General features: G+C 41.2%; 21 protein-coding genes. 13 read left to right on the top strand and 8 right to left on the bottom strand.

Annotated elements, in window-relative coordinates:
• Together FRX45_RS19730 and FRX45_RS19725 are read right to left on the bottom strand one after the other, a co-directional pair.
• A partial coding sequence (locus FRX45_RS19730) for a PKD domain-containing protein (RefSeq protein WP_152270197.1) occupies positions 1-2,166 on the bottom strand: 2,166 nt, incomplete at its 3' end.
• Positions 2,167-2,397: 231 nt separating this feature from the next.
• On the bottom strand, positions 2,398-5,094 hold the full coding sequence (locus FRX45_RS19725) for a PKD domain-containing protein (protein ID WP_152270196.1): 2,697 nt from the start codon (positions 5,092-5,094) through the stop codon (positions 2,398-2,400).
• A gap of 695 nt (positions 5,095-5,789) precedes the next feature.
• Here FRX45_RS19725 and FRX45_RS19720 point away from each other — a divergent pair.
• Positions 5,790-6,722, top strand: a complete 933-nt coding sequence (locus FRX45_RS19720) for a glycosyltransferase family 2 protein (protein WP_152270195.1) — start codon at positions 5,790-5,792, stop codon at positions 6,720-6,722.
• Positions 6,723-6,733: 11 nt separating this feature from the next.
• Here FRX45_RS19720 and FRX45_RS19715 read toward each other — a convergent pair whose 3' ends face one another.
• On the bottom strand, positions 6,734-8,113 hold the full coding sequence (locus FRX45_RS19715; protein ID WP_152270194.1) for a UDP-N-acetylmuramate--L-alanine ligase: 1,380 nt from the start codon (positions 8,111-8,113) through the stop codon (positions 6,734-6,736).
• Positions 8,114-8,263: 150 nt separating this feature from the next.
• Between FRX45_RS19715 and FRX45_RS19710 the strand changes: the two genes are divergently transcribed.
• Positions 8,264-9,472 (top strand): cation:dicarboxylate symporter family transporter, encoded by a 1,209-nt coding sequence (locus FRX45_RS19710; protein ID WP_152270193.1) that lies wholly within the window; start codon positions 8,264-8,266, stop codon positions 9,470-9,472.
• Between the two features lie 45 nt (positions 9,473-9,517).
• Here the strand turns inward: FRX45_RS19710 and FRX45_RS19705 are convergent, their stop codons facing one another.
• Positions 9,518-10,045: a CAP domain-containing protein gene (locus tag FRX45_RS19705; protein ID WP_226805471.1), complete on the bottom strand. Its 528-nt coding sequence runs from the start codon at positions 10,043-10,045 to the stop codon at positions 9,518-9,520.
• Between the two features lie 255 nt (positions 10,046-10,300).
• On the opposite strand from FRX45_RS19705, the gene FRX45_RS19700 reads away from it, so the two are divergent.
• The 5 genes from FRX45_RS19700 to FRX45_RS19680 all read left to right on the top strand — a co-directional run bounded on the left by FRX45_RS19700 (position 10,301) and on the right by FRX45_RS19680 (position 13,141).
• A complete protein-coding gene (locus FRX45_RS19700) occupies positions 10,301-10,954 on the top strand; it encodes a toxin-antitoxin system YwqK family antitoxin (RefSeq protein ID WP_152270192.1) in 654 nt (217 codons plus the stop codon).
• A 42-nt stretch (positions 10,955-10,996) separates the two neighbouring features.
• Positions 10,997-11,413 (top strand): hypothetical protein, encoded by a 417-nt coding sequence (locus FRX45_RS19695; RefSeq protein ID WP_152270191.1) that lies wholly within the window; start codon positions 10,997-10,999, stop codon positions 11,411-11,413.
• A 112-nt stretch (positions 11,414-11,525) separates the two neighbouring features.
• Complete coding sequence (locus FRX45_RS19690; RefSeq protein WP_152270190.1) at positions 11,526-12,074, top strand: inorganic diphosphatase; 549 nt, start codon at positions 11,526-11,528, stop codon at positions 12,072-12,074.
• Positions 12,075-12,190: 116 nt separating this feature from the next.
• Positions 12,191-12,769: an RNA polymerase sigma factor gene (locus FRX45_RS19685; RefSeq protein ID WP_226805470.1), complete on the top strand. Its 579-nt coding sequence runs from the start codon at positions 12,191-12,193 to the stop codon at positions 12,767-12,769.
• An 18-nt stretch (positions 12,770-12,787) separates the two neighbouring features.
• Positions 12,788-13,141, top strand: coding sequence for a hypothetical protein (locus tag FRX45_RS19680; RefSeq protein ID WP_152270189.1), 354 nt, complete (start codon positions 12,788-12,790; stop codon positions 13,139-13,141).
• Between the two features lie 111 nt (positions 13,142-13,252).
• Here the strand turns inward: FRX45_RS19680 and FRX45_RS19675 are convergent, their stop codons facing one another.
• Positions 13,253-15,664: a 3-hydroxyacyl-CoA dehydrogenase/enoyl-CoA hydratase family protein gene (locus tag FRX45_RS19675; protein ID WP_152270188.1), complete on the bottom strand. Its 2,412-nt coding sequence runs from the start codon at positions 15,662-15,664 to the stop codon at positions 13,253-13,255.
• A gap of 129 nt (positions 15,665-15,793) precedes the next feature.
• Here FRX45_RS19675 and FRX45_RS19670 point away from each other — a divergent pair, with 129 nt between their 5' ends.
• From FRX45_RS19670 to FRX45_RS19645, 6 genes are all read left to right on the top strand, one after another.
• Complete coding sequence (locus tag FRX45_RS19670) at positions 15,794-17,113, top strand: glycerate kinase type-2 family protein (RefSeq protein WP_193311785.1); 1,320 nt, start codon at positions 15,794-15,796, stop codon at positions 17,111-17,113.
• A gap of 57 nt (positions 17,114-17,170) precedes the next feature.
• Positions 17,171-18,514, top strand: coding sequence for an FAD-binding protein (locus FRX45_RS19665; RefSeq protein WP_152270186.1), 1,344 nt, complete (start codon positions 17,171-17,173; stop codon positions 18,512-18,514).
• Positions 18,515-18,586: 72 nt separating this feature from the next.
• Positions 18,587-19,423, top strand: coding sequence for a zinc-dependent peptidase (locus FRX45_RS19660; protein ID WP_152270185.1), 837 nt, complete (start codon positions 18,587-18,589; stop codon positions 19,421-19,423).
• A 280-nt stretch (positions 19,424-19,703) separates the two neighbouring features.
• Positions 19,704-22,739, top strand: a complete 3,036-nt coding sequence (locus FRX45_RS19655) for a PVC-type heme-binding CxxCH protein (protein WP_226805469.1) — start codon at positions 19,704-19,706, stop codon at positions 22,737-22,739.
• Between the two features lie 342 nt (positions 22,740-23,081).
• Positions 23,082-23,777 carry a hypothetical protein gene (locus FRX45_RS19650; protein ID WP_152270184.1) on the top strand — a complete coding sequence of 232 codons (696 nt, stop codon included), beginning with the start codon at positions 23,082-23,084 and terminating at the stop codon, positions 23,775-23,777.
• An 81-nt stretch (positions 23,778-23,858) separates the two neighbouring features.
• Positions 23,859-24,167: a hypothetical protein gene (locus FRX45_RS19645; protein ID WP_152270183.1), complete on the top strand. Its 309-nt coding sequence runs from the start codon at positions 23,859-23,861 to the stop codon at positions 24,165-24,167.
• A 419-nt stretch (positions 24,168-24,586) separates the two neighbouring features.
• On the opposite strand, the gene FRX45_RS19640 is transcribed toward FRX45_RS19645, so the two are convergent.
• The 3 genes from FRX45_RS19640 to FRX45_RS19630 all read right to left on the bottom strand — a co-directional run bounded on the left by FRX45_RS19640 (position 24,587) and on the right by FRX45_RS19630 (position 26,475).
• Positions 24,587-25,372: a M90 family metallopeptidase gene (locus tag FRX45_RS19640; protein WP_152270182.1), complete on the bottom strand. Its 786-nt coding sequence runs from the start codon at positions 25,370-25,372 to the stop codon at positions 24,587-24,589.
• A 288-nt stretch (positions 25,373-25,660) separates the two neighbouring features.
• Positions 25,661-25,930 carry a helix-turn-helix domain-containing protein gene (locus FRX45_RS19635; protein ID WP_152270181.1) on the bottom strand — a complete coding sequence of 90 codons (270 nt, stop codon included), beginning with the start codon at positions 25,928-25,930 and terminating at the stop codon, positions 25,661-25,663.
• A gap of 14 nt (positions 25,931-25,944) precedes the next feature.
• The gene (locus FRX45_RS19630) at positions 25,945-26,475 is read right to left on the bottom strand and encodes a hypothetical protein (protein WP_152270180.1); all 531 of its coding nucleotides are present in this window, start codon (positions 26,473-26,475) and stop codon (positions 25,945-25,947) included.
• Positions 26,476-26,491 lie beyond the last annotated feature (16 nt).

The raw sequence follows: 26,491 nt of genomic DNA, 5'->3' as shown, positions 1-26,491 counted from the left end.
AAAGGTATAGGTTCCTTCTGTAAGACCGGTTACTGCAGTAACAGCACTGCCCGCGGACATGATCGCTTCACCCGAAGGACCAGATAGCTTACTCCATTCATAGCTGCTGATGCTGCCCGATGGTGCAATAGAACCACTACCATCTAAGCTTACACTGTTAGCAGGTAATGTTATGATCTTATCTGCTCCGGCATCGGCTACAGGAGGTAACGGCGCTGCCTTTACCGTGATGGTAATAACAGAAGTAGAAGATAATCCTTGGCTATTTGTAACTTTTAATTCAAATTTATATACACCTTCCATAAGGTCTGTAGCAGTAGTAGCAACACCAGCCGGATTTGTGATTGTCTCACCGGAAGGGCCTGAAACTTTACGCCAGGCATAACCGCTGATCATGTCATCTGGTGCAGAAGACCCGCTGCCATCTAAGGTCACCACATTGTTTGGAAGCGTTATTGTTTGTGCATCACCAGCATTAGCGACAGGAGGAGCTACCGCAGCATTTACGGTAATCGTTACTGTTGCTGAGGAGGTTGCACCATTATTATCTGTCACCTTCAATTCAAACTGGTATATCCCTTTTGTAAGTCCGTTCACTGTTGTAGAAACACCAGATGGATTGATTATGTTTTCATCGGATGGACCGGATAGCTTGCTCCATTGGTAGCTGGTAATGCTACCTGCCGGCGCAGTAGAATTACTTCCGTCTAATGCAACACTGTTAGCAGGCAAGTCTATTGTTTGGTCATTGCCTGCATCGGCAATGGGAGGTACAGGCGCCGCATTAACAGTAATGCTGACAGTAGCGGTTGAAGTTCCTGCGTTACTATCTGTTATTTTTAGTTGAAAGACATATATACCTTCTACCAGTCCGTTTACTATAGTAGATGAATTAGTGTCAGTTGCTATTGTTCCTGAAGCAGGCCCTGAAAGTTTACTCCATTGATAATTGGTGATGGTGCCTGAAGGAGCTGTTGATTTTGTGCCGTCAAGCGTTATACTGTTTGCCGGAAGTGTAATAATTTGCGCAGTCCCTGCATTGGCTACAGGTGGCAAGAGTGCGGGATTAACCTTTATCGTTACTATAGCGGTTGAAGTTCCACCCTCATTATCTGTAATCTTCAATTGAAATTGATATGTGCCTTCTGCAAGATTAGTAACTGTAGTTTTACTAGTACTTGGCGAAGATATTGTTCCATTCGATGGTCCCGATACTTTTGTCCATACATAGCTGCTGATCGTTCCTGCAGGGGCTGTTGATTTTGTACCATCGAGTGTTACACTATTGGCAGGTAATGTTATTTCCTGACTAATACCGGCATTTGCAACGGGAGGTAAAGCTGTTGATCCCCCAAGTTTATGCGAAAGCATCCATTCGTACACATTGAGTCCGTTAACCTTAAATGTGGGGTCATAAGTTTTGGACCAGGCATCGTGGCCACTAGCATTAAAAAGAGTTAACATAGGTTTAGGATTGGCTGATCGAGCAATTAATGAATCGTGCCAGCTTATTGAACGAGTCGCTGGTACAGTACCATCGCCTGTATTGTGGGTTAACCAAAGAGGCAGGTGCGCGTTAGCTATTGCATTTGATCCAGCCGGAGAGGCCGGTGCACTACCCGCTACAGATAATGCTGCAGCAAAACGAAGAGGGAACCGCGCAACATATAACATTGTTATCCCCCCACCCATACTTAATCCCGTAATATAAATTCTGTCTTCGTCAACTCTATATTTGCTTATACAGTAATTAATGACTGCAGTAATTTCGGCCCTGTCAATACCTTCACGCTCATTCAATTGAGGTGAAATAACTATAAACGAAAATTGTTGACCTCCGACAAGGAAAGAGGTTGGAAATTTTCCCTGATTAATTAATCGCGCAGGACCGTTTGCCAGAACACGCGGTAACTGTCCTAAAGAGCCATCTCCCATTTCACCCCTTCCATGAAAAAATAAAAGCAAAGGGTATTTTTTTTGCGGATTGCTATTGTAATCTACTGGTAAAGATTCATAATATCCTCCAATATTAGTTGAAAGTCGGGTGCTTACAGGTGTTTGGTTCTGCACCTGTGTAAAAGCACTATTACTAAAAAAAAGGAAAAACAGGAAACATTGTAGCAATAAACGACCTGAGAAAAATAACTTTTCAATTTTCGGATTCATGGTTTTAAGGATATACGGATTATAAAAACATCCTTACAAATAGTATGGATATAGTAATTATCTACTTTAAATTCTTATTAGAATAATCAGGTAATAAACTCCAAAGGAAATGCCAAGCGTATACCGAATGGTGACTATTTCATTAGCTTATGATAAAAAGTTTCAAGCAAAAAAAAGGTGATGAACACATGTGTGTTCATCACCTTTTAACGAATGTTTCTAAGAGTATTATTATTGTTTCACAACTCTCATAATCTGTTTGTATTTATCTCCTACAATTACCTGCACAACATATATACCCGCCGGTAACTTTGAAATATTAAAAGATTTGTTAACCGATCCTGAATTATCTTTTACGAAAGCCTGTTGAAATAATAGCTGTCCCTGAACATTGTACACCACAACAGAAGCTCTTCCTGTAGCCTTACCATCAATCCGCACATTCATATCAGATTGAACAGGGTTAGGGTTAATGTTAACTTTTAAATCTTCACCATTTGTTAAGAGCAGATTCTCGGGAGTTTGCGCGGCAATATTTTCAGTTTCGGCTACATCTGCCAAAGAAGACAACCTGGCTGAGAGTGCTGCTTCAACTACGATGTGAGTTGAAGCAGTTGATTTGTTTCCTTTGCTATCGGTTAACACAATTTGGAATTGATAATCACCTGGCTTTGTAAGACCGGATACTGCAGCTTTTATACTATATGGATGTGCAATACTTGCTGTAGCAGGTCCATTAAACTGGCGCCAGAAATGCGTAGTGCCCGATGAGGATGGCCAGGTTGATCTTGTACCATCCAGTGTTGCACTACTGGCAGGCTGTACTATAGTTTGATTACCCCCTGCATTTGCTTTTAATTCCACTACACCTGAACTACTGCTTTTTGAAGAAGTAGAAGCCGTACCATTTACAATTATTTGTACAGTTGAGGTGGCAATATTACCCTTAGTATCTTTCAACGTGAGTTGGAATGAATAGGTACCTGCAGTAGTAAGACCGGTAACAGTTGTTCTAATACTGTATATACTTCCAATTGTAGCAGTTTTAGGACCACCTGTTTGCTTCCACAAATGAGTAACATCTACAGGACCACTTGATCCGGTACCATCTAAAGTAACGCTACTTGCAGGAAGGGTAATAGTTTGGTTATTACCTGCCACAGATTTTAACAATGTAGTTGCAGCAGCATTTACAATTATATTTACAGTTGATATAGCAATATTACCATTAGTATCTTTCAACGTGAGTTGGAATGAATAGGTACCTGCAGTAGTAAGACCGGTAACGGTTGTTTTAATGCTGTATATGCTTCCAATTGTAGCAGTTTTAGGACCACTTGTTTGCTTCCACAAATGAGTAAGACCCGCAGGTCCGGTGGAACCAGTGCCATCTAAGGTAACCGAACTGTTGGGAAGCGTGATGATTTGACTACTTCCGGCAACGGACTTCAATGTTGTTGTGCCTGTTGATGTCGCAGCAGCATTTACAATAACATGCATTGAAGATGTGGAAATATTCCCTTTACTATCTGTCAGCATTAAAGCAAACCGGTAATCACCGGCTGTTGTTAGCCCCGTTATCGTTGTTTTTAATGATGCCGGATTTGTAATTGTACCTGTGGCCGGTCCTGCCATCTTTCTCCACAAAATAGTGGTTCCCGCAGGATAGGTCGATTTAGCGCCATCTGCAGTTACACTATTTACAGGAAGTCGAATTGTTTGATTAGCGCCTGCGCTCGACTTTAATGCAATAGTTGATCCTGAGGCAGCAGGGTTTACAATAACATGCATTGAAGATGTGGAAACATTCCCCTTACTATCTGTCAGCATCAAAGCGAACCGGTAATCACCCGCTGTTGTCAGGCCTGTTATCGTTGTCTTTAATGAAGTGGGGCTTGTAATTGTACCTGTAGCCGGTCCTGCCATCTTTTTCCATAAAATAGTAGTTCCAGCCGGATAGGTTGATTTAACGCTGCCGTCTACAGTAACACTACTCACAGGAAGCGTTATGGTTTGATTTGAACCAGCATTCGCCGTAAGTGAAACAGGGGCAGGAACAGGTTCTGAAGAAGTTCCTCTTTTATAGGAAAGCATCCATTCATACACATTTAAATTTCCTTGCTTAAATGCGGGATCATAGGTTTTGGTCCATGCATCATGTCCTGTAGCGTTAAAAATAGACAATAAAGCCTTAGGAGGGGCTGGAATAAATGCATTTAAAGCGGTTACAGCGGCAGTAGCCGTTGCCGCGGATATTATAGGATCACCTGAATTATTTGTAAGCCAAACCGGTAATTTAGATGTGGCAATATTTGTAATTCTGGAAACAGTACTACTAGCGCCACTGCAAACCAATACACTTGCAGCAATTTTATCTGCACTGGCTTTGTTATCCCCAATATACCTCCAGCCAATCATTCCTCCCATACTTAAACCGGTAATATAAATGCGCTGTTCATCTACACGGTATTTCGACTGGCAAGAAGCGAGGATTTGGGAAATAAATGTAGTGGACAATGAATAATTATAAGTATTGATCTGCGGTGATATTACTATAAAAGAATGAGATTGACCACCGACATTGAAACTGGCAGGAAAAACTCCCTGATTTAATAATTTTGGGGGACCATTTCTTAATACAAGAGGCAACTGAGTAGTACTTCCATTGCCCAATTCTCCTTTCCCATGAATAAATATAAGTAAAGGGTATTTTTTTGTTGGATTTGCGGCATAATCAACGGGCAAGGATTCGTAATATGCATTTACATAGGAACCCATTTTTTGATAAACAGCTCTTTGCGTTTTTTGGTATTGTGCAAATGAGCTTTGAATACTGAATAAGAAAAAAGAAGAAAGGAAAAGAAAAAAAGAAAAAAGTTTACGCAATGATGAGTTGGGCAGAATGCCACATTTCTGGTTCTGGTTCATGATTTTTCAGGAAATAAAAGGGGTTTAAAAATAAAATTGACATTTGGAAGGCACCTACAAAAACAGTCTATTCATAGTAGGTGCATAATTCTTTCCTGCGGAGAAACCTTAAGTAAAGTTTACGCATAGTAACTGGATTTAGTATGTTATAAAAGAGTGAAGAAGACTGCAAGTATTATACCAATTACTTAATAAATGCTAAAAGTGGAAAACTTTCAACTGAAGAAAATATGATTTAAATGATTTAAGTAAAATACATGTTTATTAAAAATAAAAAACTCATCCTCTCTTATCTTTTTTCTAAAAATCAATAAGTTAGTTTCTTTTTCTAAAAAAATATCCACCCCCATTTGTTCAATATTTATCACATGAAAATGAATTACCAAAAGATAAATTCCCGGTAAAATTTTTACATGTATATAAACATCGCAATGTATATATGGTTTACAAACAAATTTTTATAAAATCTCATCAAATAAAAGTTCAATATTTAAGAGACAATACCATAATAACCTGCGGCAGAAAATATATATTTCACTATTTTTATAACATGTACTAACCAGATTAATCCAGTATTAGAGATCCCTTATCCTTCAGGGTTACTTACCCATACATTCCGATCCAACTTCATATTTGAAAAGCTGTATTTAAATCCTTTATTTCTCAACGTTCATCGGATCTTTATCTATACTAATATGAAGAGAAATAATAGCATGCCTGAAAAAAAGTTCCTGCTTGTAAAAGCAACGCCTTTAATATCAATTATTACCCTTAACTGGAATCAAACAGAAATTACCTGTCAATTTTTAGAATCTACAAGGCATCTCCATTACAAAAATTATGAGATATTGGTCTGTGATATGGGTTCTGCGGCTGATCCCACAGGCAGGATAACTGCAGGAAACTATCCTAATACCCGCATTTTAAAAAGGGAAGCTTATACAGGAGGCAGCATAAACTGGGCCGTACAGGAAGCAAAAGGTGATTTTATTTTATTGATAAACAATCATATAGAAGTAACAGAAAAAATATTAGATGATCTTTTAGCCCCGTTTCTAACAAACCATGCGCTTGGGGTGACCTGCCCTAAAATTTGCTCTTTTCACAAAAAAAATATAATACAGTATGCCGGATATAATGCATTGAACAGGGTAACCGGCCGGAACACCATCATCGGCAATAAAAAAGAAGACAGGGGACAATATGATACACCTCTTTATACTCACGGCGCATACAGCGGCGCTATGATGATAAGGAAAAGTGTAATTCAACATCCAGGCATGTTACCACAACATTTCTTTACTTATTTTGATGATTCCGATATAAGTGCCCGCATATTAAAAAAAGGATATAAAATATTGTACCAGCCTAAAGCTGTCGTTTATAATAAAAACCCCCTCCTCTCCTCGCCCAAAAGCGCAATCCATGTATATTATACCACCCGCAACCGCATTCTGTTTATGCGCCGGAACAGCAATCTGCTACAATTTTTTGTTTTCTTATCCTTTTTTACGTTTTGCACGGTACCTGCTACCATTATAAAGTTTTCAGTGAAAAGACAATTTATGCACCTGCAATCCTTTTTTAAAGGAATATGGTGGAATATAAGAATGAAACCAGCAGTATAAGATCAGTCACCTTATAATTCTTCCCATACTTTTTGTGCAAATGCTTCTAAGGAAGGGTCCCTCGCACCCATAAGCAGCAACACACAATTGTCAGTAAGATGATCCCGTACTCCTTCCGGAAAATCTTCCCGACGCTCGGCAAAAAAAGCTTTTTTCCCAAGTGCCTTCAAATCATTGATCAGGTCATTGGCAGAGATATTCTTAACCGCAGTACCTCCTGCATAAAATATTTCGCTCATCCATATTTCATCCGCCGGTCTTAAAACGGCAGCAATTTCCTTTACGAAATCATGATGCAAAAATCGCGTGGGTCCATAGCCGTGAGGCTGAAACCAGGCTATAACTTTTGGTGCAATATACTGGCATGCAGCTATAGATGCAGCACACTTGGCGGGATTATGCGCATAGTCATCTATCAGCCATACGCCATGCTTATTGCCTATAACCTGGTGCCGCCTGTAAATGCCTTGATATTTTTCCAGTGCGGCAGCACTGGTTTGTAAATCAATATTCAAAAACCCCGCAACTGCCACTGCTGCCAGCGCATTTTCCATATTATGCCTTCCCACTGTATGCAGGGAAAACGGAATACCGTTAACCAAAAATTCAATATGTAATCCATTCTGTCTGAAACCTGTAGCAATATACCCTGCACCCGAGCCGGTATCTGCAGAAAAATCTGTTTTGATATCTCGTGAAAGCTTTGCCGCCAGCGAATGTGACTGGTTAACAATAAATGTACCCTTTGTATTTCTTTTAAATACATCAAAAATATCCATAAGCGCATCTATCTCCTGGTGATCCTTATCGATGTTCAACACTACCCCTATTTCGGCCTCATATTGTACAATAGAGCCATCGCTTTCGTCCGCTTCAATTACCAGCCACTCACCCCTGCCTGTTTCAGCATTGCCAAATTTGCCCTGCCCCATAAGACTCACCAATCCTGCGCCGCTTATAATACCAGGCTCAAGCCCGGCATATTTCAAAATTTCAAATAACATGGCGCTTGTAGTGCTCTTGCCTGAAGTACCTCCAATAGCAATGGTTCTCCTGCTTTTGACAATAGCAGCAAGCAGTTCGGACCGCTTAATAATGGGGATATCCAGTTGTTTTGCTTTTTGCACTTCCATTACAGTATCTTCAACGGCTGCAGATGTTACCACAAGCTCCGTATCTGCTGTAATACCTTCTCCATCCTGCCTGAAGCATCGTATTCCTGCAAGTTCCAATTTTGTCTGCACATCGCCGGAATCGCCTGTGGAGAAATACCGGTCGGACCCGGATATCCGTTTTCCCATGCCGGCCAGGTATTGCGCCAATGCACTCATACCTGTACCTGCAACACCAATAAAAAATACTTTATCTAAGCTGTCAATATCAATTTTCATTTTGAATGCACAATTTCATTACAAATAAAAGCATTATTCTCTTCCCCCGTTTCAGGGTTCAAAAGAATGTTCATAACGCTCAACCGGTATTGTATTTTACACTACATTTAAATTTTTTATAGATTCACCCACTGCTTCAATATTGTATGCATGCAACCAGCCAAAGGGTTTAAGCGTATCTTTTCTCACCTTACTTTCTGGGTTTTACTTGCAATTGTTATTGCCGTATTACTGGGCTACTTTTTCCCGGCTACAGCCATAAAAACCGAATGGATGGGCACTGGCTTCATACAACTGATCAAATTTTTTATCGGCCCCATTATTTTTCTTACCATCGTACTGGGTATTGTTGGAATGGGCAACCTTAAAAAAGTAGGAAAGATTGGGTTAAAAGCGGTCATTTATTTTGAAATAGTTACAACCATTGCTCTCATCATCGGAATTGTATTTGCCAATATAGTTCAACCGGGCAAAATTGATAAAACAGGCCTACCCATAAAAGATGTTTCTGCATATGAAAGAGGTAATGCCAATTTTAACTGGCTTCATTTTATCAGGGAGAACTTTACATTGCAGGTACTTATAGTAGCTATTGTATGCGGGATTTTGCTGGGTATGAGCAGGCATCAAAATAAAGTTATACCCCTGCTAACGAAAATAACAAACTTCGTATTTAAAGCGCTAAGATATGTAATGTACCTGGCTCCATTGGGAGCTTTTGGGGGAATGGCTTATACAGTAGGGAAATTCGGTATAAAAACACTTATCCCCCTGGGTAAATTAATGCTTACCATGTATGGCACTATGGCTGTGTTTATTTTTATTGTATTAGGACTTATCCTGCGCTATTATAAGCTTAGCATATGGAAGTTCCTGCGCACCATACAGGAAGAACTGCTGATTGTACTCGGAACCTCATCTTCAGAGACCGCCCTGCCCTCCCTGATGGAAAAATTGGAAAAGATGGGATGCAGTAAACCAGTAGTAGGACTGGTTGTTCCTACAGGATATTCTTTCAATTTAGATGGCACATCCATCTACCTTTCTATGGCAGTTATTTTCCTTGCACAGTTATACAATGTACACTTGTCTGGCATTGAAATGATATCTATAGTGGGTATCCTCATGGTTACCTCCAAAGGCGCCGCAGGTGTAACCGGCAGTGGCTTTATTATACTTGCATCCACACTTACCGCGCTTCATAAAATTCCATTAGAAGGATTGGCATTTTTACTGGCTGTTGACAAATTTATGAGTGAGGCACGGGCTATTACCAATATTATCGGCAATGGTGTGGCTACACTGGTAATATCAAAAAGCGAAAATGAATTTACAGAGCCGTTAAAAGGAATCAACTGAAAGTTTTGTAAAGCTACCAGGGCTGAATATTTAAAAGCATTACCATTATTTTGCACCAAATACCTGTGTCCAGTAATTACCTGAACGCCCCGCACCCATTTCTTTAAAATTCTTATTCATAAGATTTTTACAATGGCCCTCACTGTTCAGCCAGCTATTCATTACAATTTGTTCTGTTGTTTGCCCCAAAGCGATATTCTCGCCATAGGCGCGCCATTCATATCCTGCTAATCTTATTCTGTCGCCGGCCGTTGTATTTTCACCACTTGTATGCGAAAAGTAATTATTTACTTTCATGTCATCGCTATGATCAAAGGCGGCTTTGGCCAACAGATCATTCCAGGTAAGCGCCGCAACAGCGGGCATTGCTGTATTTCCACAGGTGCAGCCCTTTGTCCGAACATCGTTTACCATATCCAGCATTACTGCGGCTTTTACATTATAGGCAATATCTGGTTTTTGAACATCGGCTGCCTTTTGCTCATTTAAATCAGTTTCCATATCACTTTTGGTACAGGAAAAAATAACGCATATAAACATTATACGCCAAATACCGTTGAGCATTGCTCTCATAGATTAAAAATTTTACCTCTTAACGCAAATAAGGCACCAGTGATATTTAACAAATGGTAATCTTTTTATAAAACCGAACATTGTCCTGTACGTACCTTGCATCACCTGAATCAGCTTCAGACTTCTACAGTTATACTACAGAACGCGGATGGGGCCTTGCAGGCCTGACACCCGCTTCTTTAACTTTTTAGTGTAACATGGCATTGTTGTTGGGTATATCTTTGCAGGATCAGGGTTTCTTTTAAATATTGTTCTATGCGCTACATTTTTATTGTATTGTTATTCAGTTCCCTGCAGAGCCAGGCGCAATTAAAAAGCTTTATCATATCCATAAAAGGAGATACGCTTAACAGGGTAGATAACAACAACAAAAAACAAGGGCCATGGGTAATTCATGTAGATGCATTGCGTGGTGAACCTGGTTATGAAGAAGAAGGTTATTTTGCTGATGATATAAAAGAAGGCCTATGGAGAAAATATAATCTTGTTGGTGACCTGATAGCTATAGAAAATTACAAGTGGGGTGAAAAAGATGGCAAACAACAGTATTATACCAAAATGGGTGATTTGCTCCGGGAAGAAAGCTGGAGGGCTACCAACCCTGAAAACCCTTATGACACCGTACAGGTACCGGACCCCGCCATTCCCGATAAATGGGAAACAAAAATCATAAAATTAGAAGTAGCCACGGTAGCGCACGGCACCTGGAAATTTTACGATCCCAATACAGGCTTTATTGTAAAGCAGGAAAACTATTTTTTTGGACAAAAAGAAAAAAACTCCGGTAACACAACCACTGCAACAGCTTCTAAAAAAGTAGCCGAAAAGCCCAAAGCAGTTGCTGAATGGGAAAAAAAGAATGCAGGAAAGAAGAAAGTAAAAGTAAGAGATGGACGTACGGGATTCTGACAGAAGCGTTTTATTCGTACTTTTGTTACAATTATTGACTACATGCGCAGTATAATTATCTTTCTTTTAGCCATTTTTATTATAACAACCGGTTGTGCGGGAAATGCGGATTACAAAAAACCCGATGATCCGCTTGAAGCCGGTAGAGAATTTATCCGTTTTGCCCTCGATGGTGATATGCGCAGAGCCAAAATATTTATCCTGCCCGGTGCGGCTAATGAAAGATTATTTGAAAATATTGAAAAGAAATACGCTGCAGAAAGCCAGGAAGAGAAGGATAATTATAAAGACGCCAGTATCATCATTAATAAATCCCAGTCTCTTAATGATTCCATCACCATTATTAATTATTCCAATTCTTTCAAAAGAGAGAACAGCGAGATTAAATTAATTAAAAGGAATGGCGAGTGGTGGGTTGACTTCAAATATACTTTCACGGGAGATACAGCAGCCGAATAAAATGTACTTATCATATCTCATCTGTATGCATGCCACCATATAAATCCGGCAAAAAAATCCAGATACGCTGTTTGGTTTTATTGCTATCTTTCCTGTAAAATCACAGTTAATTATGCAAACAGTACTTCATCCCTGGCACGGCGTAGCTCCCGGCGAAAGTTCACCACGAATTGTAAATGCTGTAATAGAAATACCCCAGGGATCCAGGCAGAAATACGAAATAGATAAGCCAAGCGGATTGCTTAAGTTAGACAGGGTCATCTATTCTTCTTTTTATTATCCTGTGAACTATGGCTTTATTCCACAAACGTATGGCGGTGATAAAGATCCCCTTGATATACTGGTGATCTCCAGTTTGAGCATACAACCTTTATGCCTGGTTCAGGCCAAAGTAATTGGTGTAATGCAGATGATTGACGGAGGTGATGCAGACGATAAAATTATAGCGGTTGCCAACAACGATCCGGGTGTAAATTATATCAATAATATAGAAGAAATGCCCAAACATTTTTTTAGTGAATTGCGGCAATTTTTTGAAGAATACAAAAAGCTGGAAAACAAAACAGTGAGCGTTAATGAATTCCAGGATAAGGCAACGGCACTCAAAATAATAGAAGAGGCGATCCTTTTTTACAAAGAGAATTTTGGAGAAAAGAAATAAGTTGCATGGCGGGTAAACGCCTGACTTTAGAGAACCTTGCTTCTATTTGCTCTTACAGCATGTGGAATTAATAACAATCAGCATCTATAGGTTATATACAAATTCATTTTGCAGGTGTGGCTTCTTTACAATATAACCATATAACAGATACCGGGCTATTGGAAAATTATTATGCTGATGGTAATAATGAATGGCTGGGTATACTGATGCAGCGGTATACCTTACTGTTGTATGGTGTGTGCATGAAGTATTTAAAGCAGGAGGAGGAAGCCAAAGACGCAGTACAGCAAATTTTTTTAAAAGCCATTTCAGAACTGCAAAAATACCCCGTTACCTATTTCAAAAGCTGGTTGTATATGGTAGCCCGCAATTATTGTCTTATGCAACTGAGAGATAAAGGGAAAACCCCTTTGCCTGTTACAGAAAAGATGATGGCCTCAGAACCGGATGAAAATAACAGCATACTTCACCATCAGCAAAAAGATGCTACATTTTCTGCCCTGAGTGAAGCCCTTGAAGAACTTAATGAGGATCAAAAACAATGCATTATCCTTTTTTACCTCCAAAAAAAATCCTATCATGATATAGCTTCATTAACCGGGTATTCGCCCATGCAAATTAAAAGCCATATTCAAAACGGGAAACGTAACCTGAAGATCATTATGGAGAAAAAAATGAAGGAAAATAAAGTGTGATCGCAGTAATTATAAAATATGAACAATGATTTATTAAACATATTATCCCATTCAAAAGAAATAGACCAACAGAAGTTGTTAGACTACCTGGAAGATAAACTATCGCCGGAAGAAAAGCATGAAATAGAAAAGATACTGGTAGATTCCGATTTCGACAGCGATGCAGCAGAAGGATTAGAGCAGGTGCAGGATAAGAGCAACCTTCCCGTGGTAGTTAATGAGCTTAACAAAATGCTGGTAAAAAAACTCTCCAAACGCAGAAAAAAGCTGTTATCAAAAAAACAACCTGAATTGATAACACCTGTTGCAGCTACCATCATTATATTATTGCTGGTGCTGATGTTTTATTTTCTTCTAAAGGGGAGATTATAATCCTTTCCATTTCCAAATTCCTGTATGCGGTCTGACGCTCCTTCATTGCGTAACGACCGCACATTTCCACATTTCCACATTTTCAAATTTTCAAATTTTCAAATTTTCAAATTAATTCCGAACCGGCTTACCTCCTTTTAAAACACTTTGTATCCGTTCCAGCGTCTTTTTTTCACCGCAAAGGCTCAGAAACGCTTCTCTTTCGAGGTCAAGCAAATATTGTTCGCTAACCAAAGAGGGTTCACTAAGGTCGCCGCCGCACATTACGTATGCTAATTTTTTAGCTACCACCACATCATGGTCTGTAGCATAATTGGCTCTCCACATACCATTAATACCGGCATATAAAGCCCCAAGAGCAGAACGCCCGGCCACTTTAACATCGGTACGCTGTACAGGAGTAACATAGCCGTTATCAAATATTTCTATAACACTGCTTTTAGCGGCAGCAATCCGCCTGTCCTGGTTAATGATCACTTCATCATGTCCCTTTCTTAAAATACCCAGGTCAAAAGCTTCAAAGGCACTGGTAGAAACTTTAGCGGTTGCTATCGTTAAAAAACGGTTCTTTAAAGTAATCGTATCCGGCTCGTCTTCGTGCATTTCATCAGCGGCACGCAGTACAAATTCCTTTGTACCGCCACCTCCGGGTATCAACCCCACGCCCAGTTCTACTAATCCTATATAGCTTTCTGCTGCAGGCAGCACTTTGTCGCTGTGCAAACTCAACTCGCAGGCGCCGCCTAAGGTTAAAGCATGAGGCGCCACCACTACGGGTACACTTGAATACCGGGCACGCATCATTGTATTCTGGAATGCCCGAACAGCCATATCAAGCTCATCATATTCCTCCTCCACGGCAAACATAAAGATCATACCCACATTAGCACCGGCAGAAAAGTTCTGACTATCATTGGCTATTACAACACCTTTGTATTTTTCTTCAGCTAATGCAATTGCCTTTTGAATACCTTCCAGCACCTCCCCGCCTATTGTTCCCATTTTGGTATTCCATTCCAGTCCAAGCACATCATCGCCCAAATGATACACATTAGCCGCACTATTTTTCCAAACCGTTTGGCCTGCAAAATTTTTCATTACCAGAAAAGCATTTTCTGTTCCTGCAGCCACAGTTGAAACGTAAGTACCGCTGACGGGCGAATAACATAATGTACCCCCTTTCTCAACTTTATAAAAAGTGGTGTTCCCTTTTTCAAGCATATCATCAACCCACGATGCAACAGTATAGCCCGCATCTTTCATCGCTTTAAGCGTTTTTTCCACACCCAGGGCATCCCAGGTTTCAAAAGCGCCGATCTCCCAGCCAAAGCCGGCTTTCATAGCGTCATCAATACGGTATACTTCATCAGAAATTTCAGGTATCCGGTGAGAGATATAAGAAAATAAACTGTAATGAAATTGCCTGTAAAATTCTCCGGCCTTATCCTGCCCGGCCACCAGTGCTTTTATACGCAACTTCAAATCATCTATACCTTTAGTGGTTTCTATTGTTGCGAATTTTGGCTTTTTACGTGGCTCATATTCAAGCGTTGAAAGGTTGAGCACTAATATTTCGGAACCGCCACCCTTCGATTTTATTTTTTTGAAAAATCCCTGCCCGGTTTTATCGCCCAGCCATTTATTCTCCACAAGTTTTTCTACCCATGAAGGAATAATAAAAGTATCTCTTGCTTCATCATCAGGACAATTATCATAAACCCCACGGGCAACTTTAACCAATGTATCAATGCCAACAACATCGGCAGTTCGGAAAGTTGCCGATTTGGGACGACCAAAAACCGGACCTGTAAGCGCCTCCACTTCATCAATGCTTAAGCCTAATTTTTCAACAAGTTTGAATATGGATGCCATACTGTATACCCCGATCCTGTTGGCAATAAAAGCAGGAGTATCTTTACACAATACGGTGGTTTTACCCAGGTACAAATCACCATATTCCATTAAAAAATCTATTACGCCCTTATCGGTATAAGCGGTGGGAATAATTTCTAATAATCTCAAATAACGGGGAGGATTAAAGAAATGGGTGCCGCAAAAATTTTTTTTAAAATCTTCGCTCCTGCCTTCCGCCATGAGGTGTATAGGAATACCGGAAGTATTGGAAGTGATCAGCGTTCCGGGCCTGCGAAATTTCTCCACCTCCTCAAATACACTTTGCTTAATATCTAATCTTTCCACTACTACCTCAATGATCCAATCGCAGGCCGCGATGTCTTTCATGTTATCTGTAAAGTTTCCGGTTTTAATCTTCTTCACAACATCTTTTGTATATACCGGCGAAGGATTCGACTTTATGGCCGCCGCAAGGGCATCGTTTACAATGCGGTTTTTTATGGCGGGATGATCAGGCGTCAATCCTTTCGCTTTTTCCGCATCCGTTAATTCTTTTGGAGCAATATCCAACAGTAAAACCGGGATCCCTATCCCTGCAAAATGACATGCAATACGGGAACCCATCACACCTGAACCTAATACCGCAACTTTTTTTATTATACGTTTCATACAACTATCCTTTGCGTTTATAAGATATTTCAAATTAGTTAGTTAAACAACTAATTGACACCGAAGATAATATAAAATTGATTGGGAAAGTACAGCGTCAGGGATTTAAAACTAATGTTAATTTCGGGTATGTCAAGAGCAGATGCCATACAGATATTTCTTGCAGGTGTGGAGGCAGTAAAACCTGAACATTTCATTCCACAGCATATTCAATTTGAGAAAGACAGGATAAAAATAGCGGACCAAAGCTTTGCATTAACTGATATTAATAACCTCTATATTGCTGCAGTGGGAAAGGCCGCAGCGGCAATGGCTTTAGAAGCAGAAAAAATTTTAGATTCCTGCATAACAGAAGGAATTGTTGTTACCAAATACGATCATGCGCTTGAGCTGGTTCATAGCCGGACTATTGAAGCAGGACATCCGGTGCCCGATGACAGTAGCATGCTGGCGGGGAAAGCAATAGCAGACCTTTTTAAAAAAGCTGAAAAAAAAGATGTTATTCTTTTACTGGTTAGTGGAGGAGCTTCCGCTCTGCTGGTTGACGCTCCTCCCGGTTGCAGCTTAAAAGACATGCAGCAAACAGGACAATTGCTTCTTGATTGCGGCGCAGCTATTGATGAAATAAATACCGTAAGAAAACATCTGTCGCTTATAAAAGGCGGACAATTGATGCAATACACAGCGGCAAAAGTGATAGCACTTCTGTTAAGCGATGTACCTGGCGATGATCTTTCCGTAATTGCCAGCGGGCTAACGGTACCAGACCCAACAACTTTTAAGGACGCATGGGGAATAATAGAAAAATACCAGCTTTCAGAAAAACTTCCGGCCGGCATCAGGAACTGGCTGCAAAACGGAATTAAGAAAGCCGTACCGGATACGCCAAAACCTGGAAATCCTGCATTTGGTAAAGTGTATAATATGCTGGTGGCTACGAATCAAACAGCGTTGGATGCCGCAGACCAAAAAGCAAAAGCACTGGGTTATACCACAACCATTCTTTCGCCTATGCTTACAGGTGAAGCCGAATTACAGGCTCAGGCTTTTATCAGCCGGCTTAAAAATGAAAATAACAGTTCTCCCGCCTGTTTTTTATGGGGTGGTGAAACAACAGTTACAATAAAAGGAACGGGCAAAGGCGGTCGCAACCAGCAATTTGCTTTAGCTGCATTATGTGCATTGAAAGATGAGGAATGGCTGAAGAATAACAACGCCGCTATCCTTTCGGGGGGTACAGATGGAACAGATGGTCCCACGAAAGCGGCGGGAGCAGTGATTGATTCAGATACTTTTATCAAATTGAATGAGCTTTCCATTGATCCTGAAGTTTACCTTCATAACAATGATGCATTTCATTTTTTTGAAAAGGCAGGGGGGCTTATTATAACAGGGCCTACACAAACCAATGTAATGGATATAGTGGTGGGAGTAGTCAATAACCAATAAAAATCAAAAATTATTATCTCAACCTACTAAACCATAAGTTTGCAGCGTTTTTATATTATGGCAACCGAACATCAGGAAATATTAGCGGGCTGGGGCAATTATCCAAAAGCCAATTCATATGTAATTGTCCCGGCAAATGAACAGGAATTAAAGAAAACCGTAGAGCAGGAAACCGTTATTGCAAGAGGGCTGGGCAGAAGTTACGGCGACCAGGCCATCCATACCAATAAAAAAGTTTGTATTTGTACAAGGATGCACCATTTTCTTTCGTGGAATGAGGAGGAGGGTATCCTTGAATGTGAAGCCGGCGCAAGCCTTGATGAAATTATAACCGCATTTGCTCCACGCGGGTGGATGCCTATGATTTGTCCCGGAACCAAGTTCGTAACCATAGGCGGATCCATAGCCAACGATATACATGGCAAGGCACATCATGCAGATGGCTCGTTCATCAATTGCGTAATTTCCTTTACCATTTTACTGGCCGATGGAAGTATAGTTACTGCTTCAAGAGAAGAACATCCGGATTTATTTATCGCCAATTTTGGCGGACTCGGCTTACTTGGGATTATACTAACGGCTCAGATCAGGCTCAGAAAAACGGAAACCACTTATTTCAGGCAGCAATCCATAAAGGTTAATTCCCTCGAAGAAATGCTGAATGCGCTGGAGCAGTATAAAGACTACAATTATTCCGTTGCCTGGATTGACCCACTTGCTACCGGAAAAAACATAGGCAGTGGCGTGTTAACAGTGGGCAACGCTGCCACATTAGAAGAACTACCGGAAGCATTAAAAAAGGAACCTTTAAAAATTCATACTTCATCCAAACTCGGCGTTCCGTTTTTCTTACCTGGTTTTGCATTGAATAATGTTACGGTACGATTGCTAAACAAGCTGATCGGGTTTATACAAAATTCTCCCAGGCCTTATGTACATTATGAAAAGTTTTTTTTTCCGCTGGATATGATCAATAACTGGAACAGGGGTTATGGCAAAAGGGGCTTTATTCAATACCAGTTTGTGATCCCCGAACAAAATGGCATAGTTAATCTGAGGCATATCATGGAAATGATTGCTTCCAGCGGCTGCACCCCATTCCTTAATGTCTTTAAAAAAATGGGGGCAGGACAGGGCATTTTATCCTTCCCTTTTCATGGGTATACGCTGGCAATTGATTTTCCGGTTACCAAAGATCTGAAAGCATTTACCAAACAGTTAGACCAGGTTGTATTACAGGCCGGCGGAAGGATATACCTGGGTAAAGATGCCATGCTCGATAAAGCAACCTTCAGGCTCATGTACCCGCAGTACGAAGCGTGGTTAGCTATTAAAAGAAAGTACGACCCTTCAAATGTATTTGCTTCCGATCTTTCCGCAAGACTGGGGCTGGAAGCATAAGAAGGTGCGGCATTGCTCAAAATATAGTACGGAAGTAAAATCTCAATTATTCTATAGATAAAAACAGCGGGAATGTTATTTGAATTTATTGCTGCCCTGGTGACTGTTATTGCATTGATCTTTTTTATTAACCGGATAGGCGGGCAAGGCAGGGATGCGCTTACAAACAATAACGGAAATGAGACCGCAGAAAACGAAAATGAAAACGGGTTTTTGATTTACCGCGGCAGTGAGCTGCATTTCTCCGATGAAACGTTAAGAACAGTGATTACAAAGCATCTTTCTTATTTCAACAACCTGTTTGCGCCTGACAAAGAAATTTTTTTACGCCGCCTTAAAGAATTTATGAGGAGAAAAATATTTATTATTCATGATAAAAGCGGCTTCAGGGAAATGCCGATTCTTGTTAGTGCCACAGCAATAAAGCTAAGCTTCGGGCTTGAAACGTATTTACTACCGCATTTTAAATTCATACATATTTTTCCCGCTGAATTTATTGGCGTAAGCCCATTTTTGCGTGTATTGGCCGGCAACGTATCAGGAAGCAGCATTCGTATTTCGTGGAAACATTTTTTAGAAGGATATCAATATCCTGATGATGGTGAAAATGTGGGATTGCATGAAATGGCCCACGCGTATTATTTTCAGAATTTTGAGACCAACCAAAATGCGGATAGTAATTTTGTAACACATTTTTCTCAATTCAACAATTTCGGAAACAAGGTTTTTGAGCAGGAAAAATCTCCGGGCAATGATCTTTATTCGGAATATGCATTGAATAATTTTCAGGAATTTTGGGCAGAGAGCGTTGAATTGTTTTTTGAACGTCCCGCGCAACTAAAAGCAACGTACCCGGATTTGTATGAGAGCATGACTGCGCTATTAAACCAGCACCCGCCAAATATATAAGCATAGACTAAAAAGCGCCTGATCAGAAAAGTTATGGAGTGAAGTTGCAGCACTGTCAGGAAAGTAATTATATTTACAATCACCATGGTACCGCAACTTATCCGACCGATTACTGTCTACAGCAACTACCGCCATGTCTTTGTGCCTCCCGTGTCACTGTGTTCCAAAACCCTACTTAACTCGACCCCTGCACACCATTAGAGCTTTGTACTGCACGGATTAATTGATACATTCGTTCAGGCATTTTGTATACCCTTCAAACAACAATACTCCGCATTTCATGAAATTTATTTTTGTTCGTCCTTTTTGCCATGCGTTTCTGCAGTTGTTACTTTTCCTACCGGTAATGATTAGCTGCCGTAACAGCCGTCCGCCGCAGCACGGCCTATCGCCGGAAGAAGCACTTTCCACTTTTGAGCTGGCGCCTGGCTTTCAGATTGAACTGGTTGCCAGCGAACCGCTGATCTCCGACCCGGTGGCTATGGAAATTGATGAGTACGGCCGCATGTACGTGGTGGAAATGCATGGCTACCCATTGGATAAAACCGGTTCGGGAAAAATAAAGCTGCTCAACGATACCGATGGCGATGGGCAGATGGATAAAAGTATTGTTTTTGCTGAGGGACTGGTTTTGCCCACCGGCATTATGCGCTGGAAGAAAGGCGTGATGGTTACCGACCCGCCTAATGTGATGTATTTTGAAGACAGCGATGGCGATGGAAAAGCCGATATCCGCGACACCCTGCTAACGGGTTTCGCATTGTCGAACCCACAGCATAATGTAAACAATCCCTTACTGGGAATTGATAACTGGATATATATAGGACATGAGCCCGCCGTGACACCCAAAGTATACGAAAAAGAATTTGGCGACCGCGGAACCGATGTGTACTATACCGCGCAAAAAGATAGTCCGCGTTTGCCTGATAATGCGTTGGGCCGCAGCATTCGCTTTCGGCCAGACAGGATGCAATTAGAAACACTCTCCGGCAATACCCAGTTCGGCCATAGCTTCGACACCTGGGGCCGACATTTATTGGTGAGCAATGCCAATCATATCATGCATGAAGTAATTGCCGATGCTTACCTGCGTCGCAACCCGGAACTACTGGTGTCGAATGCCACGCAATCCATTTCCGACCATGGCGATGCTGCAGATGTTTACCCCATCACCAAAAACCCGGATCACCAGTTGCTCACGGATATTGGCGTGTTCACCTCCGCTTGCGGACTGACTTTTTACCAGGGCGGGCTTTTCCCTTCGCCTTTTGATAGTGTGAGTTTTGTTGCCGAGCCGGTAAGCAATATAGTGCATGCGGATATCGTGCGGGATAAGGGCGCCAGCTTTAGCGCCAGCCGTTTATATGATCATACAGAATTTTTAGCTTCTACTGATGCCTGGTTCAGACCTGTTAATATGTATACAGGACCCGATGGCGCTTTGTATATATGCGATTATTACCGGAAAATTATTGAACATCCCGAATGGATGGCCGATGAAGTGGTGAAATCAGGAGCGCTGTATAATGGCATGGACCAGGGGAGAATATACCGTATAACGCCAAAGGGTACCCCACATGCATCATGGGCTGCCGGTCTGAAATTAGGCGATGCCACTGACGCACAACTTGTGGAAAAATTAGCCGACCCGAATATATGGTGGCGAAGGAATGCACAACGTTTGCTGACAGACCGAAAGGCAAAAGAAGCAATACCAACACTCATCCAAACGACTGGGAACACACAATCACCTGCAGGCAGGCTTCATGCGCTGTGGACACTTGAAGGATTAGATGAGCTCCGCCCGGAGCATATTATAAAAGCGCTGCATGATACCATAGCAGGCATTCGTGAAAACGCCATCCGCCTGTCCGAACCTTTTCTTACTACAAGCCCTGAACTGGTAAACAAATTGTACCCGCTTCAAAACGACAGCAACGCAAAGGTTCGTTTCCAGTTGGCTTGCTCACTGGGTTATATCAATACAGCAGAAGCCGCTGAAGCAAGGAAGAATATTTTATTCCGCGATATCAACGATCCCTGGATACAGATCGCGGCACTTTCGGCAAAGCCTGCTTTTCAATCCAATTTATTAACAACAGTATTAACCCGCTTTAAAGATGATGTTCCCGCCTATACATCTTTGGTGGAACACTTAAGTGCTATGTCAGCGGCCGGTGGAGATGCTGCTGTCATTTCATCTTTAATGAGGAAAGCATTGCAAACGAAAGCCGGAAACAATGCGGGATGGCAGGCAGCCGTTTTAAAAGGATTGGCAAGAGGTATGCGTAACAAAAAGGATTACGCTCCCTTTGAAAAAGAACAGGAACTGTTGCTGCAATCTGCATTTACTCACCCTTCTCCGGATATACGAAACGCCGGTTTGCAATTATTGCAGGTAATGGGGCTACCCAAAGGTGAACAAACGAAAACAAGACTTGAACGGTCGGCCCGAACGGCGGCAGATCAACGTGGTCCCATTGAAGAAAGATTAGAAGCCATCCAATTCCTTTCTTTAGGCGATCCTTCGCATAACGCTGACCTTTTAAAAAATTTAATCTCCCCAACAGAACCCACAGCCATTCAACTGGCGGCATTGCGTACGCTGAGCGCCATACCCGGTACGATGATCAGTCATTACCTGTTGGAGCATTGGACTTCGCTTACCCCCGCCCTGCGTGATGCAGGTATCAATAGCTTTATGCGGGGCGATGACCGGATCACATTATTATTAGACGCGATAGAAGCCGATAAAATTGATCCTTCCGTTATTGGATGGCCGCGGAGCGTAGCGCTGATGGCGCAGGGCAACGAAACATTGCGCAAACGCTCCCGTGCTTTGCTCAGCAAGCAGGAGGGTGAACGCTCAGCCATCATTAAAGCCTATCTTCCGGCACTTAGTTTAAAAAGCAATGCCGACAGTGGTAAAATGGTTTACCAGAAAAATTGCGCTGTTTGCCACCAGGTGGGCGGCGCTTATGGCGTAGCATTTGGTCCTGACCTGGGTACGATCCGTAACCGCCGTCCAGAATCGGTAATGAACGATATCCTCAACCCCGGCTTGTCTATTGCCGATGGCTATGACATATGGCTGCTGCAATTAACATCGGGCGAAACCGTGCAGGGATTGATTGAAACGGAAACACCCACTGCAATTACCTTAAACAATTATGGCGGACAAAAAACAATCATTGCCCGGCAGGACATACAGTCGCTGAAAGCATTGGGCATGTCGGCCATGCCGGCCGGGCTGGAAAAACAGATCACGCCACAGCAAATGTCCAACCTGCTGGCATTTATACGGCAGGCGAAATAAGACGATAGATGAATTGGAGCAATTTGATAGTGCATTAAAGATTCAAACAACCTGGGGTTAATAGTACGATAAGAGGAAGGTCAATACGGGTAATGATTTTCACTTAAAACAACACCCTGAGGAGGCGCCGAAAACATAAATTGCAGTTTCATTGAAAAAATTCACCCGTCTGAAATAATCATCGCATGGCCCCGATTTTGAAATAGTATCCTATGATAACCAAGCAGGCTATGGGTTTCCGTAACAGTTAACTAATTTAGCGCATTCATATCTTAACATGCAGCGCCTCAATTTCTACACTGAAAAACACCGGTAATTTAATTGTTAATGTAAAAAAACCTTATGCTCCAAAAAATTTTCAGGTTACAACCCTTAGTCCTTATGCTGTTATTCTTTTACGGCTGTCAGAAAGAAACAAGTTATAGCACCCTTTCCGGGAAAAATGGCAACACCAGTGCCACAATGAAGGCAGGAGACCAAATGTCTCTCCTGATTACACTTCCTGCCGACTGCGGACAGTTAAGAACACAAACGCCCGGAGGCTGGGGAGCTGTACCTAAGGGTAATAATCCCGGTGTGTATCTTCACTCAAATTTCACGGCGGCATTTCCTGATGGACTGTACATTGGCTGTTACCCCGATAACTATTATGTAAAACTAACTTCGGCCCAGGCAATTACTGATTATTTACCTGCGGGAGGCACCCCGGCGACATTGTCGGCCAATTATACAAACCCATCTACTACAGCATTAAAAAATACACTTGTCAGTCATTTAACTGCTCTAACACTAAGTGTTGGCTTCGACAATTACGATCCGGCATTTGGCACTGCAGGAACTGGTCTTGGCAGTATGATAATCACATCCGGCGGCTTTGCCAACCAGCCTGTATCGGCCTTCCTGGAAGAAGCCAATAAGGTATTGGGCGGATGCAGCACCAGCTATACCATTGAACAGGTTCTTGAAACAGCTTCTAAAATCAATGAGAATTATACGGATGGAAAGATTGATAATGGTTATCTCTCCTGCCCTGAATAATGATAATGATATTAACTGTTTTGTAAACCCTTCTTGTAAAAAAGAAGGGTTTACTTTTTATGCATTCATTTGGTTGTAACCATGTTAAAATCATTAATTATTAGCATCCTGGGCATTTCAGGTTTTATCTCTTGTGGCGAAGGCGAATCAGATAAACTTCCAAACGGGTCTCATAAAGTCTATGTGGATTGCTACGGTACCAAAACAGTTATTCAAACAGAGCTTGCTGGAGAAATCGAAGTAAAGAGTGAAGTTGTAAAAAAGATAATATCTCCTAATAATAGTAATATTCCGAATTTCGATTTTTGGGAAACAAAAGGTTCAAAATCTCAAGTAGTCTATTCAACAGGAGATAAAGTTTATACTGTATATATAATCCCAGATAACTAGATAATTGAAAAACCGATCTTACGACAAACCTTGATGCAAGTGAACAGACGAAAAAAATGACACCAGTTTTAGACAGCAGTTTCGTGTTGACGAATGTAAATTAAATTTGAGCTAAAAATTCCGTTACATTTATCATTGTTGGCGGTCAGTTCTATTTCCCTATCTGCACAAACCTGGCGAAATTATCTCAACATTTTAAAAAATCAATCTAACGCTAAGCAGTAAAGAGAATTGTTACTTTTTTTACTCATTTGTAAAGGCTTTGGTTTTTGGGGCAATTAGTTGGGATTAAAAGTTCTCTTGTGGTATCGCAAATATTTACTAAATCTGCGACAGGATAACAAAAAAAATGCAGAAAAGCATTGCTATTCAACCGCCAACCCCTCTTATTCTTTTCATTTACTCAGGTCTTTCCCCCTTTATCGCCCGTTAGTCCCCCGCCGCTGGTTAAATATTTTTTCCATCAATGCAAAGAGTTCGGGGTGGTTTACCTTAAACAGGTCGGGGCGGTTAAAAAAATATTCGGCTGCCACTGCAAAAAATTCCGCATGATTAGTGGCGCCGTACACATCAATATCCGACTGGCCGGTTTTTATATGATGGATGGCTTCACTCATATATTTGATCCATGGAATGGTATACTGCTGGTGTAATAACGCTTCGGGTATACCATCGGTCGCGCCGTCGGCCTTATCTAATAAATGCACGAATTCGTGGATACCGGTATTGTCTTTCTGGCTTTCATTAAGGAAGCCCTGCCTGAGCGCGGGTTTCGATAAGATCATCATGCGCTGCAGGGCGCCTGTTCCCACCATTCCAAGTGTATGGCGTTCATCACCCGTTGTGGAAAAATCTTCTGTATTAAACCTATCGCCATACAATAACACGTCTTTCAAATTATAATAACGCCATTCATCAAATCCAAAAACCGGTATTACCGCGCTGCTGGCCACCAGCACCTTATCTAAGTCTTCCACTTCGGTGTTCACACCATGAATGCGGATATAGGAAAGAAACGCTTTTACTCTTTTTTCAAATGCCGTTTTTTGTTCAGGCGCCAGCTCCCGGTAATAAGCTACATGATCTGATAACAGTTGGGGAATATTATCGGGTACTGCATATACATATCGCTTTCTCTTTCTTATTACAAAAAATAAAGCGAGGCATAAAGCGAAAAACAAAACAGATCCTATTAATGATGCCATTTGCCAAAGTTAGGCAGTTGCTTTGCTTCGGTGCTGTAAAAGCATGCTTATTAGCAATACAAAGAATCAAATAGTAAATGACAAGAACCCAATAAATTATAAATGCTAAATCCGAAGTGCTAAATCCGAAATTCGAAGGAAAATCCAACGATAACCCACAAACTAAAAATCCGATGGAGGCTGCCGGCAATCAGCTATGAGCCACAATCAATATTAAAAAGAAGCGTTCATCCCATCGTTAGCAGATACTCAACTGATAGCCGATGGCTGATCGCTGATTGCATAGCATCAAGAAGCCTTCTTAACATAAATGATTGGCTCGCCCAATTGAGCTTCCAGCTTAGCGATAGTTTTAAGCGTAAGATTGTGATTTCCCTTAAGCCATCTATTGATTTCAGAAGGTCGTTTATTCAGCTTCTCTGCCAGGTCTTTCTGTGTGTACCCCTTAGCCTTTATAAGCTCATTTATCCTGATAATAATATCGGTATACTGACGCACAAAAATGCGTAACTCTTCAGGCGTTTCACTTTGTATCTTTTTGGCAACTTTACTTCTCATAAAAAATCTTCGTTTTATAAGATAATTTCCTCATCTCCGTTTGCTGCTAATAGTTTTCGGTTTTTAGAATCAATTATTATTTCTTTATCTCTTATTGCTTCTTCAATTCTTCTGGCAAATTGACACGCTTCAATCCACTTTAGGTTGAGGCCCTTACTTGCCTGGTTTGTTTGGGCTGATTTTATGCCGCCATTAAATAATACAACCAAATCCTTCCGGTTCTTTATCCTTAATGCATACAGCCTTAACGGAAAATTGGGATAAAGAAACATAATGCCTCCTACATTGACTTTTCCTTTATTCGGCAACCCAACCACTTCCTGCTCAAACCTGTTAAATAAAATATCTATTGCTCCATGATCATCACCTATACTATCCAATACAAAACTTAGCAGTTTTTGAATTTCACTTTTCAGCTCAGTAACTGCATCATATTTGGTAAAGAACTTATCGGTTTCATTATGCCTGGCATCTTCCCATCTAACGGTATAAAAGGTACATTTAGCACCTTCATCATCCCATATTTCTAATGCAAAGGTATTCACTTATAAGTTAATTTCC

Origin of the sequence: Agriterribacter humi, assembly GCF_009192765.1 — a bacterium.
GTDB classification, from domain to species: Bacteria; Bacteroidota; Bacteroidia; order Chitinophagales; family Chitinophagaceae; genus Agriterribacter; species Agriterribacter humi.
Note: the sequence above shows the minus strand (reverse complement) of the source record. Positions and strands in the feature narration are given on the sequence as shown.